This window comes from Paenibacillus sp. DMB5 (assembly GCF_001517085.1).
GTDB lineage: Bacteria > Bacillota > Bacilli > Paenibacillales > Paenibacillaceae > Paenibacillus_AQ.
This window is the reverse complement of record NZ_LRAC01000140.1, coordinates 121,226-145,632: the sequence shown is the minus strand read 5'-3', so window position 1 is coordinate 145,632 and position 24,407 is coordinate 121,226. Positions and strand designations below refer to the sequence as shown.

Below are 24,407 nucleotides of genomic sequence, written 5' to 3'. Positions count from 1 at the left end.
CGTGCTGCCCCCGCTTTTTTTGCTTGTCTAAAAAAGTATACCTCTAGCCGGCGGAGGTTAAGAATAGGAGCAACGATACAAGGGGGATGTTCTGAATTTAATCCTGTTTTAAGGTAAGTGGCGTATACTACACGTTTAGTATAGATAGGAGTGATTGTTTTGCGCCACACAATGTTACCCAGGCGGACATGGCAGCTGGCAGCCGGCCTGCTGCTTGCCGGATTCCTGCTGAATTTCTGCCTGCAGGCAGCCTCATTCAGTCTGGAGCTTCAACGTATATTCGGCTGGATCCTTGAGTATCCGCTGTTATATATATCCGGCAGCCTTTTTTTCTTTTTCTTTCTGCTGGCAGCATCAGTCCTTCTGCCCAATATGTATATCGGGCCGGGAATAATCCTGTTAGCCGGTGCCGTGACCGGTACTGCAAATTATAAAAAGCTGTCAACAACCGGGGAGCCGCTGTTTCCCTGGGATCTGCTGCTGCTCAAAAATGCCGCAGATATGCGCACCATCACGAAGGGCATGATCTCACCGCCGCTGCTGGCTGCAGGCGTGCTGTTCGTTGCCGTGCTTGTCCTGCTGCTGCGCCGGCTGCCGGAGATGAAGCTTCGCCTGCCGTCCAGGATCACACTGGGGGTTATATCTGTTATCATACTGGCCGGATTTATCACAATGGTCAGCGGGCAGAGTCCGCTCGCTTCCTCACTGAAGTACCAGAATATTTTCTGGAACCAGAAGGTGAATTACACCCAGAATGGCTTCCTCTACGCCTTTACAGGCAATCTGCGGCAAAATCTGATGGAGCAGCCTGAAGGCTACAGCAAACAGGCAATCGAAGAAATTGCCGCCAGATACAGGGAACAGCCGGATAGCGGAGGGACAGCTGCTGCCGGGGAGCAGCCCAATATCCTGTTCATGATGGATGAAGCTTTTTTCGACCCTACACGGCTGGAGGGGCTTGCTTTCAGTGAAGACCCGCTCAGCTTTATCCATTCGGCGGAGCAGACAACGCCATCCGGCTATCTGCTCTCCCCTGAATTTGGCGGAAATACGGCTAATGTGGAATTTGAAGCGCTGACCGGACTGTCCATGTATTTTTTGAACGACGGCTCCATTCCATATCAGCAGCGGCTGGTCAAAATGTCCTTCCTGCCGTCCATCGTCAGCATCCTGAAGGAACGGGGCTACAAGGCGGAGGCGCTGCATCCCTTCGATGAAACCTTTTATAACCGCAACCGGGTATATCCGATGCTGGGGTTCGATTCGTTCACCAGTGAAAAGGATATGGGGGACAGCGGCCGTATCACACCTGACGGTTATATCTCTGATAAGTTTGCCGTGCAGGAGGCGGTGAGGCGGTTTAGATCGGCAGCAGACCCGGTTTTTCTACATCTGGTGACGATGCAGAATCATTTTCCGTTCACCAAAGGGCTGAACGGGCCGAATACCATTAGCGTCAGCGGGGTGGAGGCTGAATATAAAGATGAAATCGAAACCTATGTGCACAATACCAGTCTTACTGACGAAGCGCTGGCTTATCTGCAGCAGGAGCTGCTGACAATAGAGCGGCCGACCATTGCCGTATTTTGGGGCGACCATCTGCCGGCGCTGTCCTCAGGAATTTATTCGGCAGCAGGCTGGGATCGAGAGCCCCGGCTGAAGCATGAGACCAAGCTGATGGTGCTGGCCAACTTTGATATAGGAGCGGATCCGCTCGGTACGCTCAGTCCGGCTTACCTGGGTCCGGAGGTCTTCCGTTTGTCCGGAATGTCTTTGCCTCCGTACTACAAGCTGCTTGAACAGGTTCAGGCAGAGATTCCCGGCCTCAGCAAAGCTGTCCTGCTCGGAAATTCCGGTCCGCAGAGCGGCTTGACTCCGAAACAGCAGGAGTTGCTTGACGATTACCGCCTGGTGGAATATGACCTGCTGGAGGGCGAGAGCTACTCGGCAGGCCTGTTGTTCTGATTCGCAGCAGCAGCAGGTTTGCGTACAGGCCCCCATTGCGGGGCCTGTTTGTCTATGTATAGCGTGTGCTGCCAATTGCTCAGCGGCAATCATTTGTTATTTTCAACTTCCGGCAAACAAGGTATCATGGCCTTAGCAACTGATTATCATTCACTTATGAAAGGGGTTACATGGTGAAGAAGCTATGGCTGGTCTATGTGCTTCTGATCGGAATTTTCCTGGTGTATGTACTGAACTACAAGCTGCAGGCAAGCAGCACGGACCCTTGGGAAACGGCGGGCCTGCGCGGCAATATCGAAGACAAGTATGTAATGGTCACCTTTCAGCTCGGCATCGATTACTGGAAAAGTGTTCTGAAGGGCTTTGAGGATGCTGCGGAGGAACTCAATGTATCCGTAGAATATCATGGCTCGACTCAGCATGACGCGAATGAGCAAATGACGGTACTGGAGCAGATTATTGCCAGAAAGCCGGCAGGCATTGCCATCTCTGCAGTCAACTCCGAATTGCTGACAGCCACGATCAACAAAGCGGTGGATAGCGGAATCCCGGTTGTTCTGTTTGATTCGGGTGCTCCTGCAAGTAAAGCTTACTCGTTCCTGGGCACGGATAATTACAATGCCGGCGTTGAGGCAGCGCGCAAGATGGCAGAGCTTACGGGCGGACAGGGAGAAGTAGCCATCATCACAACACCTGAGCAGCATAACCATCAGGAGCGTACAGACGGATTCAGTGTGACCATCCGCAGTGAGTTTCCGGAGATGAAAATAGTAGCCGTCAAGGACGGCGATGGCGATCAGGTCGCTTCAAGGGAGGCTGCTGGGCAGCTGTTGGCCGCTTATCCGCAGCTTAAAGGGATCTTTGCTACGGAATCCAACGGAGGAATCGGAGTAGCCGAGGCAGTGAGGAAAATACAGGGTACGGACTCCCGGATGCAGATTATCAGCTTTGACACTGATAAAGGCACACTGGATCTGGTGAAGGAAGGACGGATCGCGGCAACAATGGCCCAAGGCACCTGGAATATGGGTTTTTGGTCGCTGACCGAGCTGTTTCACCTGCACCGCGGCCTGCTGGAGGATCCTTCAGCCTATCTCAATAATAAGCCGCTGCCGGTGCCGGATACAGTAGATACGGGCATTGATGTGGTGACCCGGGCGAATGTGGAGAATTATTATGCCAAGTAGGCCCGGCCGGGGGAGGGACATCTTATGAACAGGCACGGGCTGACTTTTGAAAAGCTTAAGCTGAATAATATGCCGATCCGCTATAAGCTGATCATTCATTTTCTGTTAATCAGCATTCTGCCTTCCATCGGACTAGGGCTGCTGATCGGCTGGACGGTTGACCGCAGAGTGGAGCAGCAGAGCAATGAGAATACGATGCAGCTGATTGGCAAGGTCAATGCCGCACTGGAGAATGATGTGGAGAATCTGCAGAAAATATCTTATCTGATCTCGTTCGACCCCGGGTCGAGTCTTTTCTGAGCGGTCAGCTTCCGGGCAGCGCAGGCTCCGGCGTGACCGGAGTTAACGGCGAACCGGTGGAATATAACATCCGAAAGTTCCTGCAGGGCTTCACTACGCTTAGCTCGGAAATCGCCGGAATAATGCTGGTGAACCGGGACGGTGATTACATCAGTAACGAGATGTACACCCGGCCGGATACCGAACTGACCGAGGAGGCATGGTACAAGGCGGCAGCGGCCAACAAAGGTATCTTCAAAATAATCGGTCATCCTTACGGCCGTGCCGTCAAGTCCCATGCCGACTATAAAGAAAGTGAGGTCGTATCTGCCGTCAGGGCGATTGTAGATCCCGATACGCAGATCGTTCAGGGAGTGGTGCTGGTGGATATGAAGCTGCGGGCAATTGCCGAAACTGCACGGGATGTCACGCTGGGCAAAACAGGCTATCTGACTGTGGTCGACAGCAGCGGGGAGATTGTTTATACGCCGCAGCACCCGTTCATGCAGTCTATTCAGGCAGACCTGTTTACTGACAGCTCCGGCATTACCTCGGTAGAAGCGGATAAGCGGGAGATTCAGCTGATCTACCGGACCTCGTCATTTACCGGCTGGACCACGGTAGGTGTCTTTCCGATGGATGAATCCGCCTATGGTGTACGGGAAATCACCTTTAATGTAGTCACCTTTGTGTTTGTAGTCTGCATGCTCGGGATGACGGCCTCTTTCTATCTGGCCTATTCCATCTCCCGGCCGATCGGCCAGCTGGCCTCCTTCATGAGCAAGGCGCAGTCCGGTGATCTGACGATCCGCTACTGGGGGAACCGTTCAGATGAGATCGGAATGCTTGGCCGCAGCTTCAATACGATGCTGGTCCAGATCAGCCGGCTGCTCTCGCTGACCGAGCTGCAGGCACGGCAGAAGCGGGAGGCGGAGCTGCGCAGCCTGCAGGCGCATATCAAGCCGCATTTTCTCTACAATACGCTTGATACGATCCATTGGATGGCCCGCAGCAAAGGTGCGGAGGACATTGCCGGCGTGGTGCAGTCTCTCTCCAGGCTGTTCCGGCTGGGGCTTAGCAAGGGCAGTGACATTATCCCGCTGTCAGATGAGCTGGAGCATATCGTCAGTTATTTGCAGATCCAGCATACCCGGTACAGCAGTAAGCTGTCTTACTCCATTTCAGCGGATCCCCGGCTCGGTGAGCTGTATGTGCTGAAGCTGCTGTTGCAGCCGATTGTGGAAAATGCCATTTATCACGGGATCAAGGAACGGCGCGGCCCCGGCAGGATCACTATTACAGTAGAAGAACGGCAAGGTGACCTGTACATGACAGTAACGGATGACGGCGCCGGAATGGCCGCAGAGCGGCTTGCGCTGCTTAACAAGCGTCTGGAGTCGGCGGGTGTGGATGGTGAAACTGCAGAGGCTGACCAAGGGGCAGTTGGCAGCAGCGGCAGCGGCTACGGCATTCTGAATGTGCAGGCAAGGATCAGGCTCACTTACGGGGAGCCTTATGGTCTAGTTATTGAAAGTACAGCAGGGAGTGGCACTGTGGTAACTGTCCGGCATCCGGTTGTACGGAGCAGCAGTCCGGCGGATTATGCTGACTAAGAGAGGGGCTTGAGGGCTATGGAGCATTGGAAGGTGATGATTGCCGACGATGAAGAGATTATTCGTGAAGGCATCCGGCGATGTGTAGACTGGAATAGTCTCGGCCTAGAGGTTGCAGCAGAGGCGGAAGACGGGGAAGAGGCGCTTGAACTTGCACTGCACCATGGGGTCCACATTGCTCTGGTGGATCTGAACATGCCGATTATGCATGGCATTGAGCTAATGAAGCAGCTGAAGGAGCGTCTGCCGGGCTGCCGGATTATTGTCATTACCGGGCATGATGAATTCTCCTATGCCCAGGAGTCCATCCGGCTGCAGGTTAATGATTACATACTGAAGCCCGCAGATCCGCAGCAGCTGATGCAGGTGCTACGGGGGGTACGGGATGATCTGGAGACAGAGCGCCGCCAAAGCGAGCACTTCCAGCAAGCCTCGAGACAGATCCTCAAGAACTTTCCGCTGCTGCGTGAACGATTCTGCCAGGAGTGGCTGGAGGGGAACCTCAGCCGCGAGGAGATCAGTGAGCAGCTGCAGTTTCTGAAGCTGCCCCCGGCCTGCCCGGAGCTGCTTGCCGTGATCCGCTGGCGCGGCGAAGTACGCCAGCCATCGATGAAGGACAGCGAACGCCAGCTGTTTCTGTATGCCATTGAGAATATCAGTGCTGAGCTGCTGGAGGTTTATCCAAAGGTCATTTTCCGGGACAGCGCCGGACTGATAGTCATCCTTCTATGGGAAGGCAGCGGAGAAGGGGCGCTGGCCGGCATTGAGGCAGCAGTGCGCAGCCATCTCAAGATTGCTGTGGAGCTTGGGTTCCAGCAGGTTTCCGGCGATCTGACCAGTCTGCCCTCTGCTTACCGCAAATGCAGGGTATCCCTGTCCAGCGAGCAGCCTCTGTCGCCGCTGGTCCGCCGGGCCAGACAACATATGCTGGAGCATTACACCGAATGTGATCTGAGTCTTGAGTCGATGGCTGGGAAGCTCCAGGCCTCTCCGGTCTATCTCAGCCGATTGTTCAAGCAGGAGCTGGGTGAATCGTTTGGCACCTATCTGACTCAGATCCGGATCCGCAAAGCCGCCCAGCTGCTGAATTCCACCGAATGGAGTATCAATGAAATTGCCGAACGCTCAGGTTACGAGACGCAGCATTATTTCAGCACAGCTTTCAAAAAACAGACCGGCGTATCTCCGCTGCAGTTCCGTAAAGGCGTGCTTCCCGGTGAGACAGAGGGCGGCGGAAGGACCGGGAATGGTTAAGAAGTAAGGGCGGGTACAGGTAAGGATGTAAATAAAGCCCGATCTAAAAACAAGGCACCGTATCTACCGTGTTAACACTGGAGGACACATGCAGCTCTATGCTGAATGTGTTCTTTTTTTGTCCATGATTGTAAGCGTAAACACAAAGGTAGTTTTTTTATAAAAACAGTAGTTTCAGTGTAAATACGGCCAGGTATACGCATTGCTATACTCAATTTGTGAAGCGGGAGGCACCCGCCTCTCAGAAACAACAACAGAACCTTTCAGGGGGAATGCAGAATGAAGAAAATTGGACTTATCCTGTTGACGCTGGCACTGATGCTAATGACGGCTGCTTGCGGCAACGCGGACAATTCGGGCAGCTCGGGCAGCTCGGAAGGAAAGAGCGGCAAAGTAGGAATCGCGATGCCTACGAAATCTTCCGAACGCTGGGTGAATGACGGCAACAACATGGTGAAGGAGTTCGAAGCACTGGGGTACAGTACGGACCTGCAATATGCGGAGGATGTCGTTGAAAATCAGGTAGCGCAGATTGAGAATATGATCACCAAAGGGGTGAAGGCACTTGTAATCGCTTCAATCGATGGTGAGGCCTTAACCGATGTGCTGCAGAAGGCGCATGACGCGGGTGTAAGCGTAATTGCCTATGACCGGCTGATCAAAAAGAGTGAATATGTAGACTATTATGCTACCTTCGACAATTTCAAGGTCGGTGTACTGCAGGGCTCCTATATTGAAGAGCAGTTGGGGCTGAAGGAAGGTAAGGGACCTTTCAACATCGAGCTGTTCGGCGGTTCGCCGGACGATAATAACGCGTACTTCTTTTTCGACGGGGCGATGTCCGTCCTGAAGCCTTATATCGACTCCGGCAAGCTGGTTGTACGCAGTAAACAGACTACGATGGAACAGGTGGCAACCTTACGCTGGGATGGTGCCACTGCCCAGGCACGGATGGATAATCTGCTGAGCGCCAACTATGCGAGCGACAATCTTGATGCGGTGCTTTCTCCTTATGACGGCATCAGCATCGGCATTCTCTCTTCCCTGAAGGGGGTAGGCTACGGCTCGGGAGATAAGAAGCTGCCTGTTGTAACAGGCCAAGATGCCGAGCTGGCATCGGTGAAATCGATTCTGGCCGGAGAGCAGACCCAAACCGTGTTCAAGGATACCCGTGAGCTGGCCAAGAAGGCAGTACAAATGACGGAAAGTGTGCTGAAGGGTACAGAAGCGGAGGTCAATGATACGACTACTTATGACAACGGAGTCAAGATTGTTCCTTCTTATCTGCTTGAACCTGTCTCTGTAGACGCAGGCAATGTGGATAAAGTGCTGGTAGAGGGCGGCTATTATACTAAAGAGCAGCTCGGCCAATAACCGGCAGGCACAATATAGGCGGCATGCGGCGGTTCTTTCTGTACAGCCGCCGGCATTCCGCTTCACAGTAACAGGGAAAGCTGGGTGAGAGTCAGATGAGTGAGTATATTTTGGAAATGAAGGGGATTACGAAGACCTTTCCGGGGGTCAAGGCGCTGTCGGATGTTAACCTGAAGGTGAAGGCGGGCGAGATCCATGCCCTCTGCGGGGAGAACGGCGCCGGAAAGTCGACCCTGATGAAGGTGCTTAGCGGGGTATATCCGCATGGCAGTTATGAAGGGGATATCCTGTTCGGCGGCGAGGTATGCCAGTTCAGGGATATCAAGGACAGCGAACGGCTGGGCATCGTCATTATTCATCAGGAGCTGGCGCTGATTCCGTATTTGTCGATTTCGGAAAATATCTTCCTTGGCAATGAGCAGGCAAAGCGCGGAGTAATCAACTGGAATGAAACGACGCTGAGAACCAGGGAGCTGCTTGGGACCGTCGGCCTGGGCGAATCTCCGCTGACCCGGGTATCGACAATCGGTGTCGGCAAGCAGCAGCTGGTGGAGATCGCCAAGGCGTTGTCCAAAGAAGTGAAGCTGCTCATTCTTGATGAGCCTACAGCGGCGCTGAACGAGGATGATAGCGAGAACCTGCTGACCCTGATCCTGGAGCTGAAGAAGCGGGGAATCTCCTCAATTATCATTTCACACAAATTGAACGAAATCGAGAAGGTAGCGGATTCGGTAACGATATTGCGGGACGGCCAGACGATCAGAACGCTGGATATGAAGCAGGATGCGGTAACCGAGGATGTCATTATAAAAGGCATGGTCGGCCGCGATCTGACTAACCGCTACCCGGAGCGGACGCCGGAGCTTGGGGAGACCATTTTTGAAATCCGCGACTGGGAAGTCTATCATCCGACGCAAGCAGACCGCAAAATGCTCGACCGGATCAATATGCATATCCGCCGCGGTGAGGTAGTCGGCATTGCCGGGCTGATGGGGGCCGGCCGGACGGAGCTGGCGATGAGTGTATTCGGCAAATCGTACGGCAGACGGATCAGCGGAGAGCTGTTCATGCACGGCCGGGAGGTTCATTTCAATGATATCAGCCAGGCTATTGCGGGCGGACTTGCCTATGTAACGGAAGACCGCAAGCATTACGGCCTGATCCTGATTGATGATATCAAACGCAACATTTCGCTCAGCAGCCTGAATAAGCTGTCACGGCATGGTGTGATCGATGAGAATAAGGAAGTGCTGGTGGCAGAGGAATACCGCAGGAAGCTGAACATCAAGACACCAAGTATTCTGCAGAAAACGGTAAATTTAAGCGGCGGCAACCAGCAGAAGGTTGTGCTAAGCAAGTGGATTTATGCCCAGCCGGATGTGCTTATACTGGATGAGCCGACACGCGGAATTGACGTTGGCGCCAAATATGAAATTTACTCAATTATTAACAGCCTGGCTGCGGAAGGACGGGGCGTGCTGGTCATCTCCTCCGAGCTGCCGGAAATTATCGGGATGTGCGACAGAATTTATACGATGTGCGAGGGACGGATCACAGGTGAGGTGCAGCGGCAGGACGCTACGCAGGAGCTGCTGATGAAATATATGACACGAAGCAGGGGGTAACACCAATGGGAGCAATCAGTGAACTTTTCAAAAAGAATATCCGCCAATACGGCATGATTATTGCCTTGATCTTCATTTCCGTCTTCTTTCAGATTCTGACTGACGGCATTCTGCTTAAGCCGTTGAATGTGACAAACCTTATTTTGCAGAACAGCTACATTCTGGTGCTTGCGATCGGCATGGTGCTGGTGATCATCACCGGCCACATCGACCTGTCAGTCGGTTCTGTCGCCGCATTTATCGGGGCGCTTTCGGCCATTATGATGGTTGAGCAGCAGATGAATCCCGTGCTGGCCGTTGTCATTTCGCTGCTGATGGGTGCACTTGTCGGCGCCTGGCAGGGCTTCTGGGTTGCCTATATCAAAATCCCTGCATTTATCGTAACGCTGGCAGGCATGCTGCTGTTCCGCGGATTAACGATGATTGTGCTGAACGGGCAGTCGATTGCCCCTTTTCCCAAGACGTTCCAAAAAATCAGCTCCGGCTTCATTCCCGATTTCACTGACGGAAGCACGCTGAATGTAGTGACACTGCTGGCAGGCATTATTCTGTCTGTACTGGTAGTCCTTCAAGAGATCAGAACGCGGAGAACTTCGATCAAATACGGATTTGAACAAACGCAGCTCTGGATTTCAATGGTGAAGGCGGCTGCACTTATTATCGTTATTAATCTGTTTACCTTTGTCCTCGCTCAGTATAACGGGATTCCCAACATCCTCCTCATCCTGCTGGTGCTGATTGCTGTCTACTCCTTTGTGATGAACAATATGACGATGGGCCGTCATATCTACGCGCTGGGAGGCAATGAGAAAGCAGCGAGCCTTTCAGGTGTAAAAACCAAACGGGTCACCTTCTGGGTATTCGTAAACATGGGCGTACTGTCCGCTTTGTCCGGCCTGGTCTTTGCTGCCCGCTTGAATTCGGCTACCCCAAAGGCCGGAACCAATTTTGAGCTGGATGCTATTGCAGCCTGCTTCATAGGCGGGGCTTCGGCTTCGGGAGGGATCGGCACGGTAGTCGGAGCCATCATCGGCGGTCTGGTCATGGGGGTTATGAATAACGGAATGTCCCTTGTCGGCCTTGGTGTAGACTGGCAGCAGGGCATTAAAGGTCTGGTTCTGCTGCTGGCTGTAGGGTTTGACATTTACAACAAATCAAAAACTGCCTAACCGGCTATTGATGCCGCAGACACAGTCAAAGCCGCCTCCGCACTAGCGGGGCGGCTTTCATTTTATATAAGAATAAATATTTCCTAACTAAAGGAAAACGCTTGCAGCTTGTGGAAATAGTAGGCAGGCTTGCACTGTCCGGCAAAGCATTGGATAATAGCATTCATAGAACTTAAATCAGGAGGCCGGAGATGCAGGTTATTGCAATGCTTACAATGCTTATCGACCACATAGGCTACATCTTTTTCCCGGATGAGATGGGCTGGAGAATCATTGGAAGAATCGCCTTTCCGATTTACTGCTACGGGCTGGTGCAAGGGCATATACATACTAAATCGAGACCAAGGTATCTGATGAGGCTGCTGCTCATTGCGGTTATTGCCCAGATTCCATACAATATGGCGCTAGACCCCGGCGGCTGGAATGTTGTCTTTACGCTGCTGCTATCCGCCATTGTACTGCTTATACTGGATAAGCTGCCGTCGCTCTGGCTGGGCATTCCGGTTGTATTGATAGCTGTCTATGTAATGGATGTTCTTCCGCTTGATTATAATGCCTACGGTCTGATCCTCGTACTGATCTTCCGTTATGCACGTTCGTATTATCTGATTCTGGCCCATTTTGTGCTGAATAGCTTCTATCTGTTCTATAGCGGCTGGCTGGTCCAGATGTTCAGTATCGTACCGACCATTCTTGTTGCGGTATTTCCGGCTGCATGGGCTTTCCTTGAGAAAAGACGCCTGCCCCGCTGGGTATGGTGGTCCTTTTATCCGGGTCACCTGGCGGTACTGGCCATAATCAAGATTATGCTTTACCAGGATTGGGTAAATATTCAATGGAAAACTCTGTTTATGCTTTAGGAGAGTTCCTTTAACCAGGGTATATAGCACTTTTAACGGCAAGTCCTTCCTCTTTTGAGTTGATGGATAGATGTACAAATAACCGATAAAGGAGTCATGCTATGAGGAGAATGAAGAAAGGCACCAAATGGCTGCTGCCGGTACTGGCATTGCTGCTGATTCTGGCAGGTTGCCAAACAGTCGGAGGGCTGGACGTTAACAAGGCACTGCTGGGGGATCTTGATGTCAAATCAATGGAATCCAGCACTACCTTATCCTTGAAGGCTGTTCCGGCTGACGGAATCAGTGCCGAGGATCTGGAAATGATCGAACTTATCAATTCTTTTTCTGTTAATATCGCGCATGTAAAGCTGCAGGATAACGGTAATGTTTCCGCAGCCGGATCCGTAACCTACAAGCAGGCGACTGTACCGTTTAACCTGTCCATGGATCAGGAGGCGGTGGTCTTTAATGCAGAGGGAGCCAAGCAGCCGTTCTATTTCCCGCTTGAGAGCTATGAGGATTCGCTTGGGGTAGAAGGGCTGGATGAGAGCAAGCTGCAGGATATTTCCAAGCTTGTTACCCAATTTGTAGTGAAGAATCTGCCGAACCCGGCTGCTATCAGCGCTACTTCGGTTAGTGAAACCGTGTATGGCCAGCAGCTGAACCTGACGAAGCTACATACCGAAATTACAGGCGATGAGCTGCCTGCTCTGGTGAAGAGCTTCCTCAAATCCGTTTCGAAGGATACAGAAGGCTTTACTGCCCTGATTGGCGGTCTGTATGATTACCTGTATCCGATCCTGACAGCAGCCGGAGCTGATGAAGAGCTGGATATGCTCGGCTTGGGAGATATTCCGCTGGAGGATAAGGAAGGCGTTGTAACCGTGGCCCATGATGCTGCCAAGCTGGCTGTGGATGCACTCCTGCTTGTCTATGACAAGCAGCTTGAGAGTCTTTACGAGACAACACCTGAAATGGCTACTGTGCTGGGCAAGGATACGAAGCTGAAGGTAGATCTGTTTGTAGACAGCGGCTTCCATATCCGCAAGCAGAACATTGACCTTACCGTTGCGCTGCCGGCGAGTGAGGACCTGCCGCTGAAGAGCATTTCGGTTCAGTCACAGAGTCAGACATGGAATGTGAACGGGGCGGTTACCGCAGATCTGATCAGCAAGGACGGTGCTCTGGACCTGTCGAACACCGAGCTGACTCCGGGTGAAACCCTGCGTAATTTTGAGCCGGGCTCTACTGTATACAATGTGCTTAAGGACGATATGAAAATAACGGCCAAAACGCTGATGATTACCCCGGATGACGACTATTATTATCCGGTAGTGATCGGAGGGACCACCTGGATTCCGCTGCGTTATGTAGCTGAGGACCTGGATGCCGAAGTGACCTGGGATGGTGCTAACAAGTCCATTACTGTAACTGATGATGTATACGGAGATGCAGTCGTATTCAAAATCGGTTCCGATCAGGCACTTGTGGGCGGGAAAACGGTGAAGCTGCCGCTTCCGGTATTCGTGGATGAATACGGGGATGCCAATGTACCGCTCCGTGTGCTGGCCGAAGGACTGCATGCGAAGGTTGAGAAGGATGAGGATGGCTACATCTGGATCGAACGCCCTTAACCAGTGTAACTTATCTGAATTAATAGAAAGCCGGAGTTCCCTGACGCGGGACTCCGGCTTTTTGCTACGGATTCATATTATTCGGCAAAAGTAAGCACTATTCGGGTGGTCATTGCAGGCTCCATTCTGCAGCAATGCTGCTTACTGTGTGGTCAGAGTCATTTCCAGTGCTATGTTGCTTTGCTCCTTGGGCTTGAGCATGCTGCTGATGTATCCGGACATGAAGCCTTCCTTCTGGCTCAGCCATAGCTTGTAACCCGGCATTGCTTTTATGGCTTCTGCATCAGTGCCGGCTGTGCCGGCAAAATATTTTACATTCAGCGCCGACATCATCCTGGCCATAGATTGCTTGTCTGCTTCGCCAAAGCTGCTGTCCTTCAGATTCTTCATAGCTTTGTTATAAGAGCTTTCTGAAAAAGACTGCTCGGCATATGCTTTGAAATGTAACAGGTTCGGATCTGTAATTCCATTGTCTGCCGCCCATTGCTCGACTCAACCGAAGCGGTATGGTAAGTGACTTTCCGGGACCGGGGATCAAAGGTCATCTCGCCATACTGGTGCGGGTTGACGGCAAAGGCGCTGGTGGCAATATCGTACACCGGAAGGGGATCTGAATCTGCTGCTGTCTGGCCGGTTGCAGGATCACGGCGGATATCCTGCATGTGAATATGTCCGGATAACACGAGATTAAGGCCGTCCTGACGAAGGGCTGCCATCGTCTCCTGACTGTTGTTAAGTTTGAAACCGGATACGGACATGGAAGTGTGGCTGAGCAGATTATGGTGCATCACTGTTACGATGGAAGCGTGCTGCTCTGAAGCAAGCTTTACACAATCTTTTATCCAGGATAAAGTCGCCGGAAGAATCCGCCCGTCCGTCTGCGGGAATCCGTATTTCTCGTTGTTTACATATTGGCTGCTGTCAATCATAAGCAGCCATAAGCCCGGTGAGGCCTCCACAACATAGCTCAAACTGCCCGCATCTTTTGAAATAGCTTCATTGTATCCGTAATCAGCATACAGCTCCGTGAAATCCTGACTGGTGATATGGTCAGTCACAATCTGTTTGTCACCCTTAAACGATCTTGCCCAGGGGTTGAACAGATCATGATTGCCGGGGATGACATAAACAGAGGTGCCCTGTTTCTCGATACGCTTCAGCTTGGCGGCAAGCTCTTTGTGGCTGTCCGCCTCACCGTTGTTGGTCAGATCGCCGCTCAGGATCAGAAATTGCGGCTTTTTCAGCTCTGCATTATGGACTAGCGCCTCCATAAGCTCATCGCTGTAAGGCAGCATTTTGCCATCACCGCTGTTTACATAGCTCTGGAAGGCTGGTCCGCCGTCTTGCAGTGACTTGTTAAGATAATGGGTATCTGTTGCAACCCAGAATGACACCGGCTGGGTAGAGGTCATGGAGCCGACAGCAGGAACTGTTCCTTCTTCGGGAGAGCCAGATGACAAATTTGTGTCTTTACAGCCGGGCAGGAGAGAAACTGCTGCAAGTAGTATGGTAAAAGCAATCAAGGGTGATTTTTTAAACGGAAAACCGTTTCTTTTGGCGGAAAATATCATGGTTAGGACCTTCCTTCAACAATATGGCTGAACCATTGTAGCGCATTTACAGCGGTTTTGTATATCGGCATGGGCAGGCAGGTGTTTCGAATCAAGCTCCCGTGATTATAGAAAATAGTGGAAAGCGTATAAACAAACAGATTACTGCGAGAATAAGGGTGGATACAATCACAGCAGCAGGAAAAAATATGAAATAGATGTTGTTTTATCGGAATAGAAGTGTTAAGATATACAAAAGTTAGTTACTAAATTTAATGGAGGTAGTTATCTTATGTCTAAGAGTTTTCTGGAAGCTGTAGAAGCAAGACGGTCCGTATATGCAATCAGCAAGGAATCCCCGATCTCCGATGATCAAATTAAGGAAATTGTTGAAGCGGCCGTATTACATAGCCCGACTTCTTTTAACTCCCAAAGCTCCAGAGCGGTAGTTCTGCTTGGCGAACAGCATGATAAGCTGTGGGATATCACTGCTGAAACGCTCCGCAAAATTGTACCGGCAGAGCAATTCGAAGGTACAGCCCAGAAGCTGTCTTCGTTCAAAGCAGGTTACGGCTCTGTTCTGTTTTTTGAGGATCAGGCTGTTGTGAAGAATCTGCAGGAGAATTTTGCGCTGTACGCTGACAATTTCCCGATTTGGTCGAATCAGTCCTCGGGTATTCTGCAATATGTAGTCTGGACTGCCTTCTCCGAAGCCGGTCTTGGCGCTTCGCTTCAACACTACAACCCGCTGATCGACGATGAAGTGAAGGAAACCTTCGGCATTCCGGCAGAATGGAAGCTGATTGCCCAGCTGCCGTTCGGCAAGACGGTTACCGCACCGGGACCTAAAGAATTCCAGCCGATTGAAGAGCGTGTAAAAGTGCTTAAATAAGCACCGGCCATAACTGTTTGAAACCTCCTTATTCAGGATAAGTAGTACTATAACCTGATTAAGGAGGTTTTTGTTATGCCTTGGAACAAGGATAACTATCCGGATTCCCTGAAGAATTTCATGGCACCGGTGCGCAACAAGGCGATTGAAATCGCCAATGCGCTGCTGGAAGACGGATACGATGAAGGACGGGCCATTGCTATTGCCACAGCACAGGCCAAAGAGTGGGGCGAGAATCACGACAAGCAGATCCGCAAGAAAAACACATAGCAATTGCTGTCAGCTTAAACCGGCAGCATAAAAAGGACCAGCGGTTTTGTTAACCGTCTGGTCCTTTTGTCATTTGATCAGCTTATTTAGCTGCAGGTGCTTCTGTTGCTTCCGGGGAATCGGAGGCTGCAGCAGAGGCTTCCGGTGTTGCAGAGGCTTCCGGCTCATCAGTAAGGGTGTTGGTAATCTTAGCGTTTGTAGTCAGATCCTGCAGCCAGGTGGAGGACATCTCGGACACCTTCTGGGAAATCAGGGTCTTTTTGATTTCGTCTTTCTTTTCTTCCAGCGTGTATTCATGAGCGTCCTTGCGGTCCGTTACCTTGATAACATGGTAGCCGTAATCACTCTTCACAGCACCGCTGGTTTCACCGACTTTGAGGGCAAAGGCAGCATCAGAGAACGCTGGAACCATGTCTCCCTTTTTGAAGAACCCGAGATCCCCGCCGTTGTCCTTTGAACCGGTGTCGGAAGACTTCTCCTGAGCCAGGGTAGCGAAATCAGCGCCCTCTTTAAGCTGCTTGACAATCGCATCGGCTTCTTCCTTGGTAGCAACCAGGATATGGGAAGCTTGTACTTCTGCTTCCTGGTTAAAGGTGGCTTTATTATCATTAAAGTAGGTTGTAATGTCTTCATCGGTAACGGTAACCTTAGGCTCAAGCAGCTTGCGGATCTCAACCTGCAGCGGCATTTGCGCCTTCAGATCATCAATCGTCATGGAGCTTTGGGCCAGTGCGGCATTCAGTGCATCTTCACCGCCAAACTGGGTTTTCAGGTCTTCAATTTCAGCATTGATGTCTTCGTCGGTAACTGTAATGTTGGCTTTCTTGGCTTCCTGGTCTACAAGCGTAGTTGTAATCAGGTTCTGCAGGGTCGATTCGCCGCCTGCTTCAACCAGCTTATCATACAGCTGCGCTTTGGTAATATCGGTACCATTGACGGTAGCCACTGCAACGCTGCTGTCATCTTTCTGGAAAGGCGGTTTGATTAATACTATAATCAGTGCTGCTGCAAGAACGATCGATGCGATCATCCAGCCTTTGCCGCCTTTAGGGGAGGAGGGAGGAGTATTGCCGCCGCCAACCTTGCTCATCACAGGAACAGCTTCAGGTGTTACATCTGCTGCTGCATTATTAGCTGGTTCAACCGGTTCATGTGCTGCAGTAACAGTTTCTTCTGCCGCTGCAGGAACCGTTTCAGCTTCCACTGGTGCTTCATTGGTGTTTGCGGAAGCGTCAGTCTCTTCGGATGTTGCGTTGTTGTTCAATTGCTCATTTGTTTCAAATTCTTTTTTGTCCATTATAATTAATGACTCCCTTCGGTATAGGTGATGCCTGTCTTTCTACAACTTTACCAGAAATTCCGATTCCAAACCTTAAGAAAGTATAAAAAAGCAAAAACGCTTTTTAAGTTTTTATTAAGATAAAGGAAAAAAGCCGGAGGCAGGGGATTCCCGTGCGCTCCGGCTTGTTGGCAGAAGTCATTAGATTGCATAAGGTCAGCCTGTTTCTGCATTCAAATCCTTGCTCAAGTAGTAAGCCCTTTCAGCAGATGGCGTATGCTTTCCTGTTTCCGTCTGGGAACACGGACATTTTTGGCGTAAAGGCCCTTCTCTCCGAAATAGATGCAGTCGTCTTCAATGGCGCTGATCTTGTTCAGATTTACATAGCAGCCTCCGTAAACATGATAGTAACTGGAATTCGACAGCAAACGGTTTAATTGCTCGGCAGTCATTCTCTTTTTAATGTTATAGTTTCTGCCGTGAAAAATGACCAGATCATGGTCCCCGACCTTAAAGAACAGAATGTCTGTTTCCACCTCGAAGTCCTCATATACATTTCTGGCTTCCAGCAGGCTGCTCATTCGTGTTCCCCCTTTATACAATTTTAACGACGCGTGTTAGCGCTTTCATTATAGCATATTCTTAATTCTTTGAGAAGTCTTATTTTTGAAATGTTTTTTGTCATTTTTTCCGTTGCATTTGTCATAGACGCTGAAAAAATGTAAATTATAAAGATGGCTGTAGTTTGAATGAGAGCCAGGCTGCATATAAAACACCGGATGGACTTATGGAGGAGGAAAACCGAGATGAAAGAAAATTCCAGACTATTGTTGTTTACCGGCTCCTATGCGAGTGCTGAGGATAACGGGGTACAAGTATATGCGTTTGACGGGGAGGCAGGAGGTACGCTGAAGCTGCTGGACAGTGTGCAGGGCATCGCCAATCCTACCTTTGTTAATGTAGATACTGCAAAGAACCGGCTGTATGCGATTGGCGAGAAGCTTAACAGTGACGGGGTTAAAGAGGGCGAGGTCGTAACCCTTGCTATTGATCCGCAGACAGGCAGCCTGACAGAGCTGAACCGGATTGCCACAATGCCTGCTTCAGAAGCAGGACAGACGACAACCTGTCATATTAACAGGGATGCCGCTGGCGAAGTTATCGTTGTATGCAGCTATCATGGCGGCCTTGTAGGCTTGCTGAGTACAGATGCTGACGGCACGCCGGTGCGCCTGACCGATACTGCTGTACATACGGGCAAAGGAACAGTGCCTGGCCAGGAGAAGCCGCATCCCCATTCGGCTGTTTTCAGTCCGGACGAGCGTTTCCTGTTTGTCTCCGATCTCGGCCTGGACCTGATCCGTACTTACCGGGTCAACCGGGATGCAAATACGCTTGAGGTTCAAGGTGAAATCAAGGTGGAGGCAGGAGCAGGCCCCCGTCATTTTGTATTCCATCCGGACGGCAAGTCCGCCTATGTCATTAACGAGCTGAACAGCACAGTCACCTCTTTCCTGTATGACAGCGAGTCAGGAACCTTGAAGACAGTAGTTACTGTGCCTACGCTGCCGGATGATTATTCTTATAAAAATAACGGATGTGCAGAGATTGCCTTCTCGGCGGACGGACGCTTCCTGTATGGCTCGAACCGCGGGCATGACAGTATTGTGGTCTATGCAGTGAATGCTGAAACGGCAGAGCTTACGCTGGCCCAGCATGTGTCTACACGTGGAGGTCATCCGCGCCACTTCACTGTTACACCGGATGGTGAATATCTGATTGTAGCCAACCGTGACGGCAATAACCTGGTTGTATTCTCTCTCGATCAAGCTACCGGACGGTTGACCTTTACCGGTAACGAAGCGAAGACGTCCAAGCCGGTTTGTGTTAAGCCGGCAGTATTTCCTGCCTGATTCAGGCCGGCTTCATACTGATTGACCAAAAAAGGAACACCGGAAGGGCTGGCTCCGGTGTTCCTTTTAAAAATATCAGAAAGTATAAACTTGCAGATCTATACAGGTCTGATATTTCCCGCAGAAACGGTTGCCGCCTTTTTAAGGACGGCGAAGCCGTTTCTACTTGCCTATTTAAGCGAAACTGGCTTGAGCGGTACAACAGTGGAGACCGCTGATTTGAACAAAACGTTCTGTTTGCCGTCGCCCTGTCCTGTCAGGGTGATTGTATAAGCGTCGTAAGAGGTGACGAGTCCCTGCATTTTGACTCCGTTAGTTGTAAAAATCGTTACGGGCACCTTTGTTGAAATGCACTGGTTCAACAAACGCTCCTGCAGCTTTAGACTTTCCACTTTGGCAGCACTCCATCTTTATATGAATTGTCTTCCTGTCCCATTATATCACGGCAAGACGGTTCTCAGGCAACGTCTTCACAGAATACGTATCAGACAAGGGGTTTGTTATGTTTCAATACCGCAGATGGTCCAGAGGATTCCGGTTCTCTTTATGGTTTGCATTAGGTTTTGCCGTCATTGCGCTGCTTGTGGCACTGAACAAGACGGCCTATTTTGACAATTCCATCATTCATGCCGTACAATCAGCGGAGTCGCCAGGATTGACTTCTTTGGCTAAAAGCCTGTCACTTGTCGGCTCATCGAAGCTGGCGGTTACGATTTCACTTGTTACCATGGTGATGCTCTTTTTTGTACTGAAGCACCGGATGGAGCTCGTTCTGTTCCTCTGGGTGGGCTTAGGCTCCCAGCTGCTGAATACCTGGCTCAAGCTGTGGTTTCAACGGGAGCGTCCGAGTATTCACCGCCTGATCGAACAGGCTGGCTACAGCTTTCCGAGCGGTCATTCCATGGCTGCCTTCTCCTTATACGGGGCCTTGGCATACCTGCTCTGGCGTCATATGCGGCGGAAAAGAGAAAGGCTTATACTGATTCTGTTCACTGTACTTATGACCCTTGGCATCGGTTGGAGCCGGATCTATCTGGGGGTCCATTATCCCAGCGATGTGATAGGCGGATATGCGGCAAGCGGCGCCTGGCTGATGCTGTCGGTTGCCTGCTTTGAAGCTTACCAGAATACCCGGCAGCGGAAATAAAGCCTTTCTGTATAAATAAAATACGGACACCGTCAGCCTGTACAGGCAAGGGTGTCCGTATCGCGGCTTATTGGACCGGTACTGCCGGCTTTCCAGGATTACCTTTATGCGAATTGGCGGCAGCAGAAATGCTAAGCTTCAGCAATGCCGGAAGTCCTGCTTTCAGCTTTTTGACTTCTTCCTTGGTCAGCTGGCCCTCCTCGAGGGATTCGTCCAGCTTGAGGCTGGCAGCTTCACTCAGCTTCTGAATGTACTGGTCCTCGCTCCAGCCCTTTTTTTCCTTGGCCAGACTGTAAAGGGTTTGTCCGTTTCTCAGGCTGTCCATAAGCTCCCGGCGGTCCATTTCAAGAAGCCTAGCGGTTTCGCCCAGGATAAAATGCCCGCCTGTTTTCAGGCCCTTGCTGTGATGCGGATGTGACGGCTGCTCTTTTCCGGGGCTGGTATGGTCTGCTGCCGGTGTAGGCGTACTGCCTGGAACTGTCTCGGCATAAGCAGCGGCCGGAGCCAGGCAGAGCATGACGGCTGCCGTAAATGCTGCAATTCTTCTGATCTTGTTGCTCATGCGTTCACCTCTTGGGATGGAATGGTACTTCCGTACACAGTATTACCGGAAAGCTGAAAGAAACATGAAGCTTGGCTTAAGCCTGTCTAAAAATTCGCCGGCATGGTTCATGGGTAATTACATATGTACCCTATAGAGATTGACGGAAGACTTACAGGATATACATAACGGATGTGAACAAACTTTAGATGAATGCTCCGAAAACGAGTTTTGCCGAGGAATTACATTGGATGCATATGCTATGCAAAACTAAGCGTATGCTTCCGAAGCAGTTTTGCCGAAGAACTACATTGGATGCATATGCTATGCAAAACTAAGCGTATGCTTCCGAAGCAGTTTTGCCGAAGAACTACATTGGATGCATATGCTATGCAAAACTTTAGGAGGGATGGATTTGGCTTTTGGCGCCCGCATATTAAAAACAGGAATGGCAGTTACGCTTGCCCTTTATTTATCTGTACTCCTGCAGTTTTCTTCTCCTGTCGGCGCAGCCATAGCAGCAATATTTGCCATGCAGCCGTCCATTTACCGCTCATGGCGGTATTTCCTGGACCAGATCCAGACGAGCACCATGGGAGCGGTGATTGCGCTGCTGGGCGGGATGCTCCTGTCTAATGAACCGATTGCAGTAGGACTTGTATGTATTCTGGTTATTATGATCAGTATGAAAATGAACCGAGCTGACACCATCGGCCTGACTCTGGTTACTGTAATCTCTGTGATGGAGGCGTCCGGGCAGTGGGAGTTCGCACTGACCCGCTTTTTGCTTACACTGACCGGGATTGTCTCTGCATTTCTTATAAATATCAGCGTATTCCCGCCCAAGCCGCGCAAGCAGTACATCCAGCAGATCGAGAATGTTTTTACCAGCCTGTCACTGCTGCTGCGGACCGCAGTCTCGCATGAGATGAAGGAAAGTGTGTTCCGGGATGAAAAAAATGCGCTGGAAGGCTCGATCAAGTCGCTGGCCGATAAGTATGCCCTCTTCGAGGAGGAACAGAAACAGCTGCGCAGGGCAAAATACAGCCAGACCCGGCAAATGGTCGTATATAAAAACCTGCTGCACACCCTGCAAAAAGGCTTTGAGGTGCTGGAGGCGATTGACCGCCATTATTTCCAGGCAGAACGGACCGAGCGGACCGATGAGCTGTTTGACCGCCACCTGGAGCAGCTGATTAAATATCATGAGTACATTCTGCTCAAGTTCGAAGACAAGCTGAAGCCGGGCTCCAATGATTCGGAGCTGCTTGCCGAAGACAATGACAGGTTCCTGGAGGCGGCCATCCAGGGCTATAATCCCGAGAAATCGGGACAGCTGCGCTTGTCAGTGGTAGCGGCGGCGATCTATGATTATGGGTACCAGCTTGACCGGCTTGACCGGCTGGCGGATCAGATCAACCGGGTGAACAGTGATGAGAAGGAATAACCGGAGCAGACTTGAACGTCAACCTTTCAAAGGGGATGAAATACAGTGGAGAAACATGATCAAGAATGGAAACAAGAACAGGAACGGGTGACAGGAATTACCCGGCTGCTAACTGCACATATCCGCCGTCTCTCAGAAGAGCTGGGCTTGCACCGTACCGATGTTGTCGATATGCGCAAAGATTTCTGGGAAGAGGTTACAGTAAACTTCAGCAGCCCGGATGATCTGGGGGAGACCTCGACCAGCCTGCGGCAGCAGGCGCAAATCCTGAATGAACGGGAGCGTCATCATCTGCAGTCGAGCAAGGCGCTCAAAAAATATAGAAAGCTGGTAAATTCGCCATACTTCGGCCGGATTGATTTCTCAGAACAGCCCGGAGCTGAGGCAGAGCGCATTTACCTTGGAATCGGCTCATTGATGGAGGACGACGGAACCTTCCTGATTTATGACTGGCGTGCACCCATTTCCAGCCTTTATTACGATGGAGCTCCCGGACCTGCTGCCTATGAGACGCCCGGAGGCCTGGTCAGCGGAACGATGGAGCTCAAGCGCCAGTTTGTGATCGACAGCGGGTTGATTGAGGTCATGTTTGACACCGGGATGACCATCGGCGACGAACTGCTGCAGCAGGTATTGAGCCACAGTGCCGATGACCGGATGAAAAGCATTGTAGCTACAATCCAGAAGGAGCAGAATGCGGTTATCCGTAATGACCGGAGCCGGATGCTGGTCGTGCAGGGAGCGGCGGGCAGCGGTAAAACCTCAGCGGCGCTCCAGCGTGTAGCTTATCTGCTCTATAAATACCGTGCAGTTCTGCAGGCAGACCAGATGCTGCTGTTTTCGCCGAACCCGCTGTTCAACAGCTACGTTTCTACGGTACTTCCCGAGCTGGGTGAAGAAAACATGCAGCAGACCACCTTCCAGATGTACCTGGAACACAGGCTCGGACAGGAATTTCAGCTTGAAGATGTATTCAGCCAGACCGAGAGCCTGCTGGCCGCGCCGGATCATCCGTCTGCGGAAATCCGCCGCGCCGGAATCGGCTATAAATCGTCGGTAGCTTTTCTTGATGCCATCCGGAGATATGTCAATCTGCTTGAGCATGAGGGGATGCTGTTCAAACCGCTGATGTTTCAGGGAAAAGCTATCGTCAGCAAGGAAGAGATGCAGCGGCAGTTCTATACTTACGACCCCAATATCAAGCTTGCGAACCGGATCGATCTTATGACCGGCTGGCTGCTCAAGCAAATTGCCGCTTTTAGCGTAGAAGAGCGCAGTGCCCCGTGGGTAGAGGAGCAGATGGAACTGCTGGATACGAGCGACTACCAGCGTGCGTACCAGATGACACGGCGCAAGGGCGGCGGGCACAATGAGAGCTTTGATGATTTTGATACCGAGAAAAGCATGCTGGCCCGCTATATCGTCAGCCAGAAGCTGAAGCCGCTGCGCGGCTGGACCAAGCGCGGCCGGTTCGTCGATGTCAAAGGGCTTTACAGCAGGATGTTTACGGACCGCAGGCTGATGGACAGCTTGAATTCCGGGGCAGGGCTGCCGGAGCACTGGGATGAAATCTCAAGGCTTACTCTAGATACGATTGCCGCAGGTGAGCTGGCCTATGAAGATGCAACTCCCTTCCTGTATCTGAAGGAGCTGAGCCAGGGGTTCCGCACAAATACACTCATCCGCCACGTTATTATAGATGAGGTGCAGGATTACTCCCCGTTCCAGCTTGAATTTATGCGCAGGCTCTTTCCCCGGGCCAAAATGACGGTGCTGGGGGACCTCAACCAGGCCATCTATGCACAAGGTGAGGTGCTTGGCGATCTTTCCAGCCTGGTTAGTATTTACGGGGAGGACAATACAGAGGTAATCTCCCTGACCAGAAGCTACCGTTCAACTTATGAGATAGTGGAATTTACCCGGGCCATGATTCCCGGCGGAGAACGGATCGTTCCCTTCAACCGGCGGGGCGAAGCTCCGTCTCTTACCGTTGTGAACAGTGAACCCGAGCTGCTGGCTGCAGTGGAGCAGGATGTGCTGAAGCTGCATGCCGCAGGCTATCATTATGTAGCTGTAATCTGCAAAACGGCAGAAGAGAGCGCCGGAGTGCATGCCAAGCTGCAAAACAGCCTTCCGGTCAGACTGGTGACCAAGGAAACCCCGAATTTCCAGAAGGGAACGCTCGTGCTTCCCGCCTACCTGGCCAAAGGCGTAGAGTTTGATGCTGTTATTATTTATGATGGCTCACAGGAAAAGTACGGCAGGGAAAATGAACGCAAGCTGTTCTACACCGCCTGTACCCGGGCTATGCATCTGTTGCATATTTACAGCCTTGGCCGGCCCAGCTCATTTCTGCCCGATCCGGCAGCGGCAGGATCGGCGGAAGCCGGGTTGCTGTAATGGCGGCATCAAACCGAACAATATAG

At 51.3% G+C, this 24,407-nt stretch carries 23 protein-coding genes; 17 read left to right on the top strand and 6 right to left on the bottom strand.

What is annotated here, in order from left to right; genetic code table 11:
* Positions 1-159: 159 nt before the first annotated feature.
* The 10 genes from AWJ19_RS23350 (at position 160) to AWJ19_RS23310 (ending at position 12,942) form a co-directional block, all read left to right on the top strand.
* Positions 160-1,965, top strand: coding sequence for an LTA synthase family protein (locus tag AWJ19_RS23350; protein ID WP_128083676.1), 1,806 nt, complete (start codon positions 160-162; stop codon positions 1,963-1,965).
* A 173-nt stretch (positions 1,966-2,138) separates the two neighbouring features.
* Complete coding sequence (locus tag AWJ19_RS23345; RefSeq protein WP_068727498.1) at positions 2,139-3,152, top strand: substrate-binding domain-containing protein; 1,014 nt, start codon at positions 2,139-2,141, stop codon at positions 3,150-3,152.
* Between the two features lie 24 nt (positions 3,153-3,176).
* Positions 3,177-3,452: a hypothetical protein gene (locus AWJ19_RS37670; RefSeq protein WP_347231143.1), complete on the top strand. Its 276-nt coding sequence runs from the start codon at positions 3,177-3,179 to the stop codon at positions 3,450-3,452.
* Between the two features lie 32 nt (positions 3,453-3,484).
* A complete protein-coding gene (locus AWJ19_RS23340) occupies positions 3,485-5,044 on the top strand; it encodes a sensor histidine kinase (RefSeq protein WP_347231142.1) in 1,560 nt (519 codons plus the stop codon).
* Positions 5,045-5,062: 18 nt separating this feature from the next.
* Positions 5,063-6,298 (top strand): response regulator, encoded by a 1,236-nt coding sequence (locus AWJ19_RS23335; protein WP_068727495.1) that lies wholly within the window; start codon positions 5,063-5,065, stop codon positions 6,296-6,298.
* A 279-nt stretch (positions 6,299-6,577) separates the two neighbouring features.
* On the top strand, positions 6,578-7,672 hold the full coding sequence (chvE, locus tag AWJ19_RS23330; protein WP_068727493.1) for a multiple monosaccharide ABC transporter substrate-binding protein: 1,095 nt from the start codon (positions 6,578-6,580) through the stop codon (positions 7,670-7,672).
* A gap of 95 nt (positions 7,673-7,767) precedes the next feature.
* On the top strand, positions 7,768-9,297 hold the full coding sequence (mmsA, locus tag AWJ19_RS23325; RefSeq protein WP_068727489.1) for a multiple monosaccharide ABC transporter ATP-binding protein: 1,530 nt from the start codon (positions 7,768-7,770) through the stop codon (positions 9,295-9,297).
* Positions 9,298-9,302: 5 nt separating this feature from the next.
* Positions 9,303-10,466, top strand: a complete 1,164-nt coding sequence (mmsB, locus tag AWJ19_RS23320) for a multiple monosaccharide ABC transporter permease (protein ID WP_068727488.1) — start codon at positions 9,303-9,305, stop codon at positions 10,464-10,466.
* A gap of 191 nt (positions 10,467-10,657) precedes the next feature.
* The gene (locus tag AWJ19_RS23315) at positions 10,658-11,326 is read left to right on the top strand and encodes a TraX family protein (RefSeq protein ID WP_068727486.1); all 669 of its coding nucleotides are present in this window, start codon (positions 10,658-10,660) and stop codon (positions 11,324-11,326) included.
* Positions 11,327-11,427: 101 nt separating this feature from the next.
* The gene (locus AWJ19_RS23310; RefSeq protein WP_082708080.1) at positions 11,428-12,942 is read left to right on the top strand and encodes a copper amine oxidase N-terminal domain-containing protein; all 1,515 of its coding nucleotides are present in this window, start codon (positions 11,428-11,430) and stop codon (positions 12,940-12,942) included.
* Between the two features lie 141 nt (positions 12,943-13,083).
* Here AWJ19_RS23310 and AWJ19_RS34275 read toward each other — a convergent pair whose 3' ends face one another.
* A complete protein-coding gene (locus tag AWJ19_RS34275; protein WP_241781863.1) occupies positions 13,084-13,392 on the bottom strand; it encodes a hypothetical protein in 309 nt (102 codons plus the stop codon).
* A complete protein-coding gene (locus AWJ19_RS23305) occupies positions 13,329-14,354 on the bottom strand; it encodes a metallophosphoesterase (RefSeq protein WP_198536628.1) in 1,026 nt (341 codons plus the stop codon). Before AWJ19_RS23305 ends, AWJ19_RS34275 begins: the two co-directional genes overlap by 64 nt.
* Here AWJ19_RS23305 and AWJ19_RS35975 point away from each other — a divergent pair.
* The 3 genes from AWJ19_RS35975 to AWJ19_RS23295 all read left to right on the top strand — a co-directional run bounded on the left by AWJ19_RS35975 (position 14,353) and on the right by AWJ19_RS23295 (position 15,654).
* On the top strand, positions 14,353-14,544 hold the full coding sequence (locus AWJ19_RS35975; RefSeq protein WP_198536627.1) for a hypothetical protein: 192 nt from the start codon (positions 14,353-14,355) through the stop codon (positions 14,542-14,544). The genes AWJ19_RS23305 and AWJ19_RS35975 overlap by 2 nt on opposite strands.
* A 240-nt stretch (positions 14,545-14,784) precedes the next feature.
* Positions 14,785-15,384, top strand: coding sequence for a nitroreductase family protein (locus tag AWJ19_RS23300; protein WP_068727485.1), 600 nt, complete (start codon positions 14,785-14,787; stop codon positions 15,382-15,384).
* Between the two features lie 75 nt (positions 15,385-15,459).
* Positions 15,460-15,654 carry a hypothetical protein gene (locus AWJ19_RS23295; protein ID WP_068727483.1) on the top strand — a complete coding sequence of 65 codons (195 nt, stop codon included), beginning with the start codon at positions 15,460-15,462 and terminating at the stop codon, positions 15,652-15,654.
* Between the two features lie 82 nt (positions 15,655-15,736).
* Here the strand turns inward: AWJ19_RS23295 and AWJ19_RS23290 are convergent, their stop codons facing one another.
* Positions 15,737-16,951 (bottom strand): peptidylprolyl isomerase, encoded by a 1,215-nt coding sequence (locus AWJ19_RS23290; RefSeq protein ID WP_068727482.1) that lies wholly within the window; start codon positions 16,949-16,951, stop codon positions 15,737-15,739.
* A gap of 227 nt (positions 16,952-17,178) precedes the next feature.
* Complete coding sequence (locus AWJ19_RS23285) at positions 17,179-17,514, bottom strand: hypothetical protein (protein WP_068727480.1); 336 nt, start codon at positions 17,512-17,514, stop codon at positions 17,179-17,181.
* Between the two features lie 225 nt (positions 17,515-17,739).
* Here AWJ19_RS23285 and AWJ19_RS23280 point away from each other — a divergent pair, with 225 nt between their 5' ends.
* A complete protein-coding gene (locus AWJ19_RS23280) occupies positions 17,740-18,846 on the top strand; it encodes a lactonase family protein (RefSeq protein WP_068727479.1) in 1,107 nt (368 codons plus the stop codon).
* 170 nt (positions 18,847-19,016) lie between these two features.
* Here AWJ19_RS23280 and hfq read toward each other — a convergent pair whose 3' ends face one another.
* Positions 19,017-19,238 carry an RNA chaperone Hfq gene (hfq, locus tag AWJ19_RS23275; protein WP_039872699.1) on the bottom strand — a complete coding sequence of 74 codons (222 nt, stop codon included), beginning with the start codon at positions 19,236-19,238 and terminating at the stop codon, positions 19,017-19,019.
* A 110-nt stretch (positions 19,239-19,348) separates the two neighbouring features.
* On the opposite strand from hfq, the gene AWJ19_RS23270 reads away from it, so the two are divergent.
* On the top strand, positions 19,349-19,993 hold the full coding sequence (locus AWJ19_RS23270; protein ID WP_068727478.1) for a phosphatase PAP2 family protein: 645 nt from the start codon (positions 19,349-19,351) through the stop codon (positions 19,991-19,993).
* Between the two features lie 67 nt (positions 19,994-20,060).
* Here the strand turns inward: AWJ19_RS23270 and AWJ19_RS23265 are convergent, their stop codons facing one another.
* Positions 20,061-20,555, bottom strand: a complete 495-nt coding sequence (locus AWJ19_RS23265) for a hypothetical protein (RefSeq protein WP_068727476.1) — start codon at positions 20,553-20,555, stop codon at positions 20,061-20,063.
* A 394-nt stretch (positions 20,556-20,949) separates the two neighbouring features.
* Between AWJ19_RS23265 and AWJ19_RS23260 the strand changes: the two genes are divergently transcribed.
* Together AWJ19_RS23260 and helD are read left to right on the top strand one after the other, a co-directional pair.
* Positions 20,950-21,981 carry an aromatic acid exporter family protein gene (locus AWJ19_RS23260; protein ID WP_068727474.1) on the top strand — a complete coding sequence of 344 codons (1,032 nt, stop codon included), beginning with the start codon at positions 20,950-20,952 and terminating at the stop codon, positions 21,979-21,981.
* 45 nt (positions 21,982-22,026) lie between these two features.
* On the top strand, positions 22,027-24,381 hold the full coding sequence (gene helD / locus AWJ19_RS23255; RefSeq protein ID WP_068727472.1) for an RNA polymerase recycling motor HelD: 2,355 nt from the start codon (positions 22,027-22,029) through the stop codon (positions 24,379-24,381).
* Positions 24,382-24,407: the final 26 nt, after the last annotated feature.

Coding starts and splice junctions, on each gene's coding strand:
- AWJ19_RS23310 (WP_082708080.1), top strand. CDS start 11,428: ATGAGGAGAATGAAGAAAGGCACCAAATGGCTGCTGCCGGTACTGGCA.
- mmsA (WP_068727489.1), top strand. CDS start 7,768: ATGAGTGAGTATATTTTGGAAATGAAGGGGATTACGAAGACCTTTCCG.
- AWJ19_RS23300 (WP_068727485.1), top strand. CDS start 14,785: ATGTCTAAGAGTTTTCTGGAAGCTGTAGAAGCAAGACGGTCCGTATAT.
- AWJ19_RS23290 (WP_068727482.1), bottom strand. CDS start 16,951: ATGGACAAAAAAGAATTTGAAACAAATGAGCAATTGAACAACAACGCA.
- AWJ19_RS23315 (WP_068727486.1), top strand. CDS start 10,658: ATGCAGGTTATTGCAATGCTTACAATGCTTATCGACCACATAGGCTAC.
- chvE (WP_068727493.1), top strand. CDS start 6,578: ATGAAGAAAATTGGACTTATCCTGTTGACGCTGGCACTGATGCTAATG.
- AWJ19_RS23270 (WP_068727478.1), top strand. CDS start 19,349: ATGTTTCAATACCGCAGATGGTCCAGAGGATTCCGGTTCTCTTTATGG.
- AWJ19_RS23285 (WP_068727480.1), bottom strand. CDS start 17,514: ATGAGCAGCCTGCTGGAAGCCAGAAATGTATATGAGGACTTCGAGGTG.
- AWJ19_RS23280 (WP_068727479.1), top strand. CDS start 17,740: ATGAAAGAAAATTCCAGACTATTGTTGTTTACCGGCTCCTATGCGAGT.
- AWJ19_RS23295 (WP_068727483.1), top strand. CDS start 15,460: ATGCCTTGGAACAAGGATAACTATCCGGATTCCCTGAAGAATTTCATG.
- AWJ19_RS23335 (WP_068727495.1), top strand. CDS start 5,063: ATGGAGCATTGGAAGGTGATGATTGCCGACGATGAAGAGATTATTCGT.
- AWJ19_RS23305 (WP_198536628.1), bottom strand. CDS start 14,354: ATGACCTCTACCCAGCCGGTGTCATTCTGGGTTGCAACAGATACCCAT.
- AWJ19_RS23265 (WP_068727476.1), bottom strand. CDS start 20,555: ATGAGCAACAAGATCAGAAGAATTGCAGCATTTACGGCAGCCGTCATG.
- mmsB (WP_068727488.1), top strand. CDS start 9,303: ATGGGAGCAATCAGTGAACTTTTCAAAAAGAATATCCGCCAATACGGC.
- AWJ19_RS37670 (WP_347231143.1), top strand. CDS start 3,177: ATGAACAGGCACGGGCTGACTTTTGAAAAGCTTAAGCTGAATAATATG.
- AWJ19_RS35975 (WP_198536627.1), top strand. CDS start 14,353: ATGGAGCCGACAGCAGGAACTGTTCCTTCTTCGGGAGAGCCAGATGAC.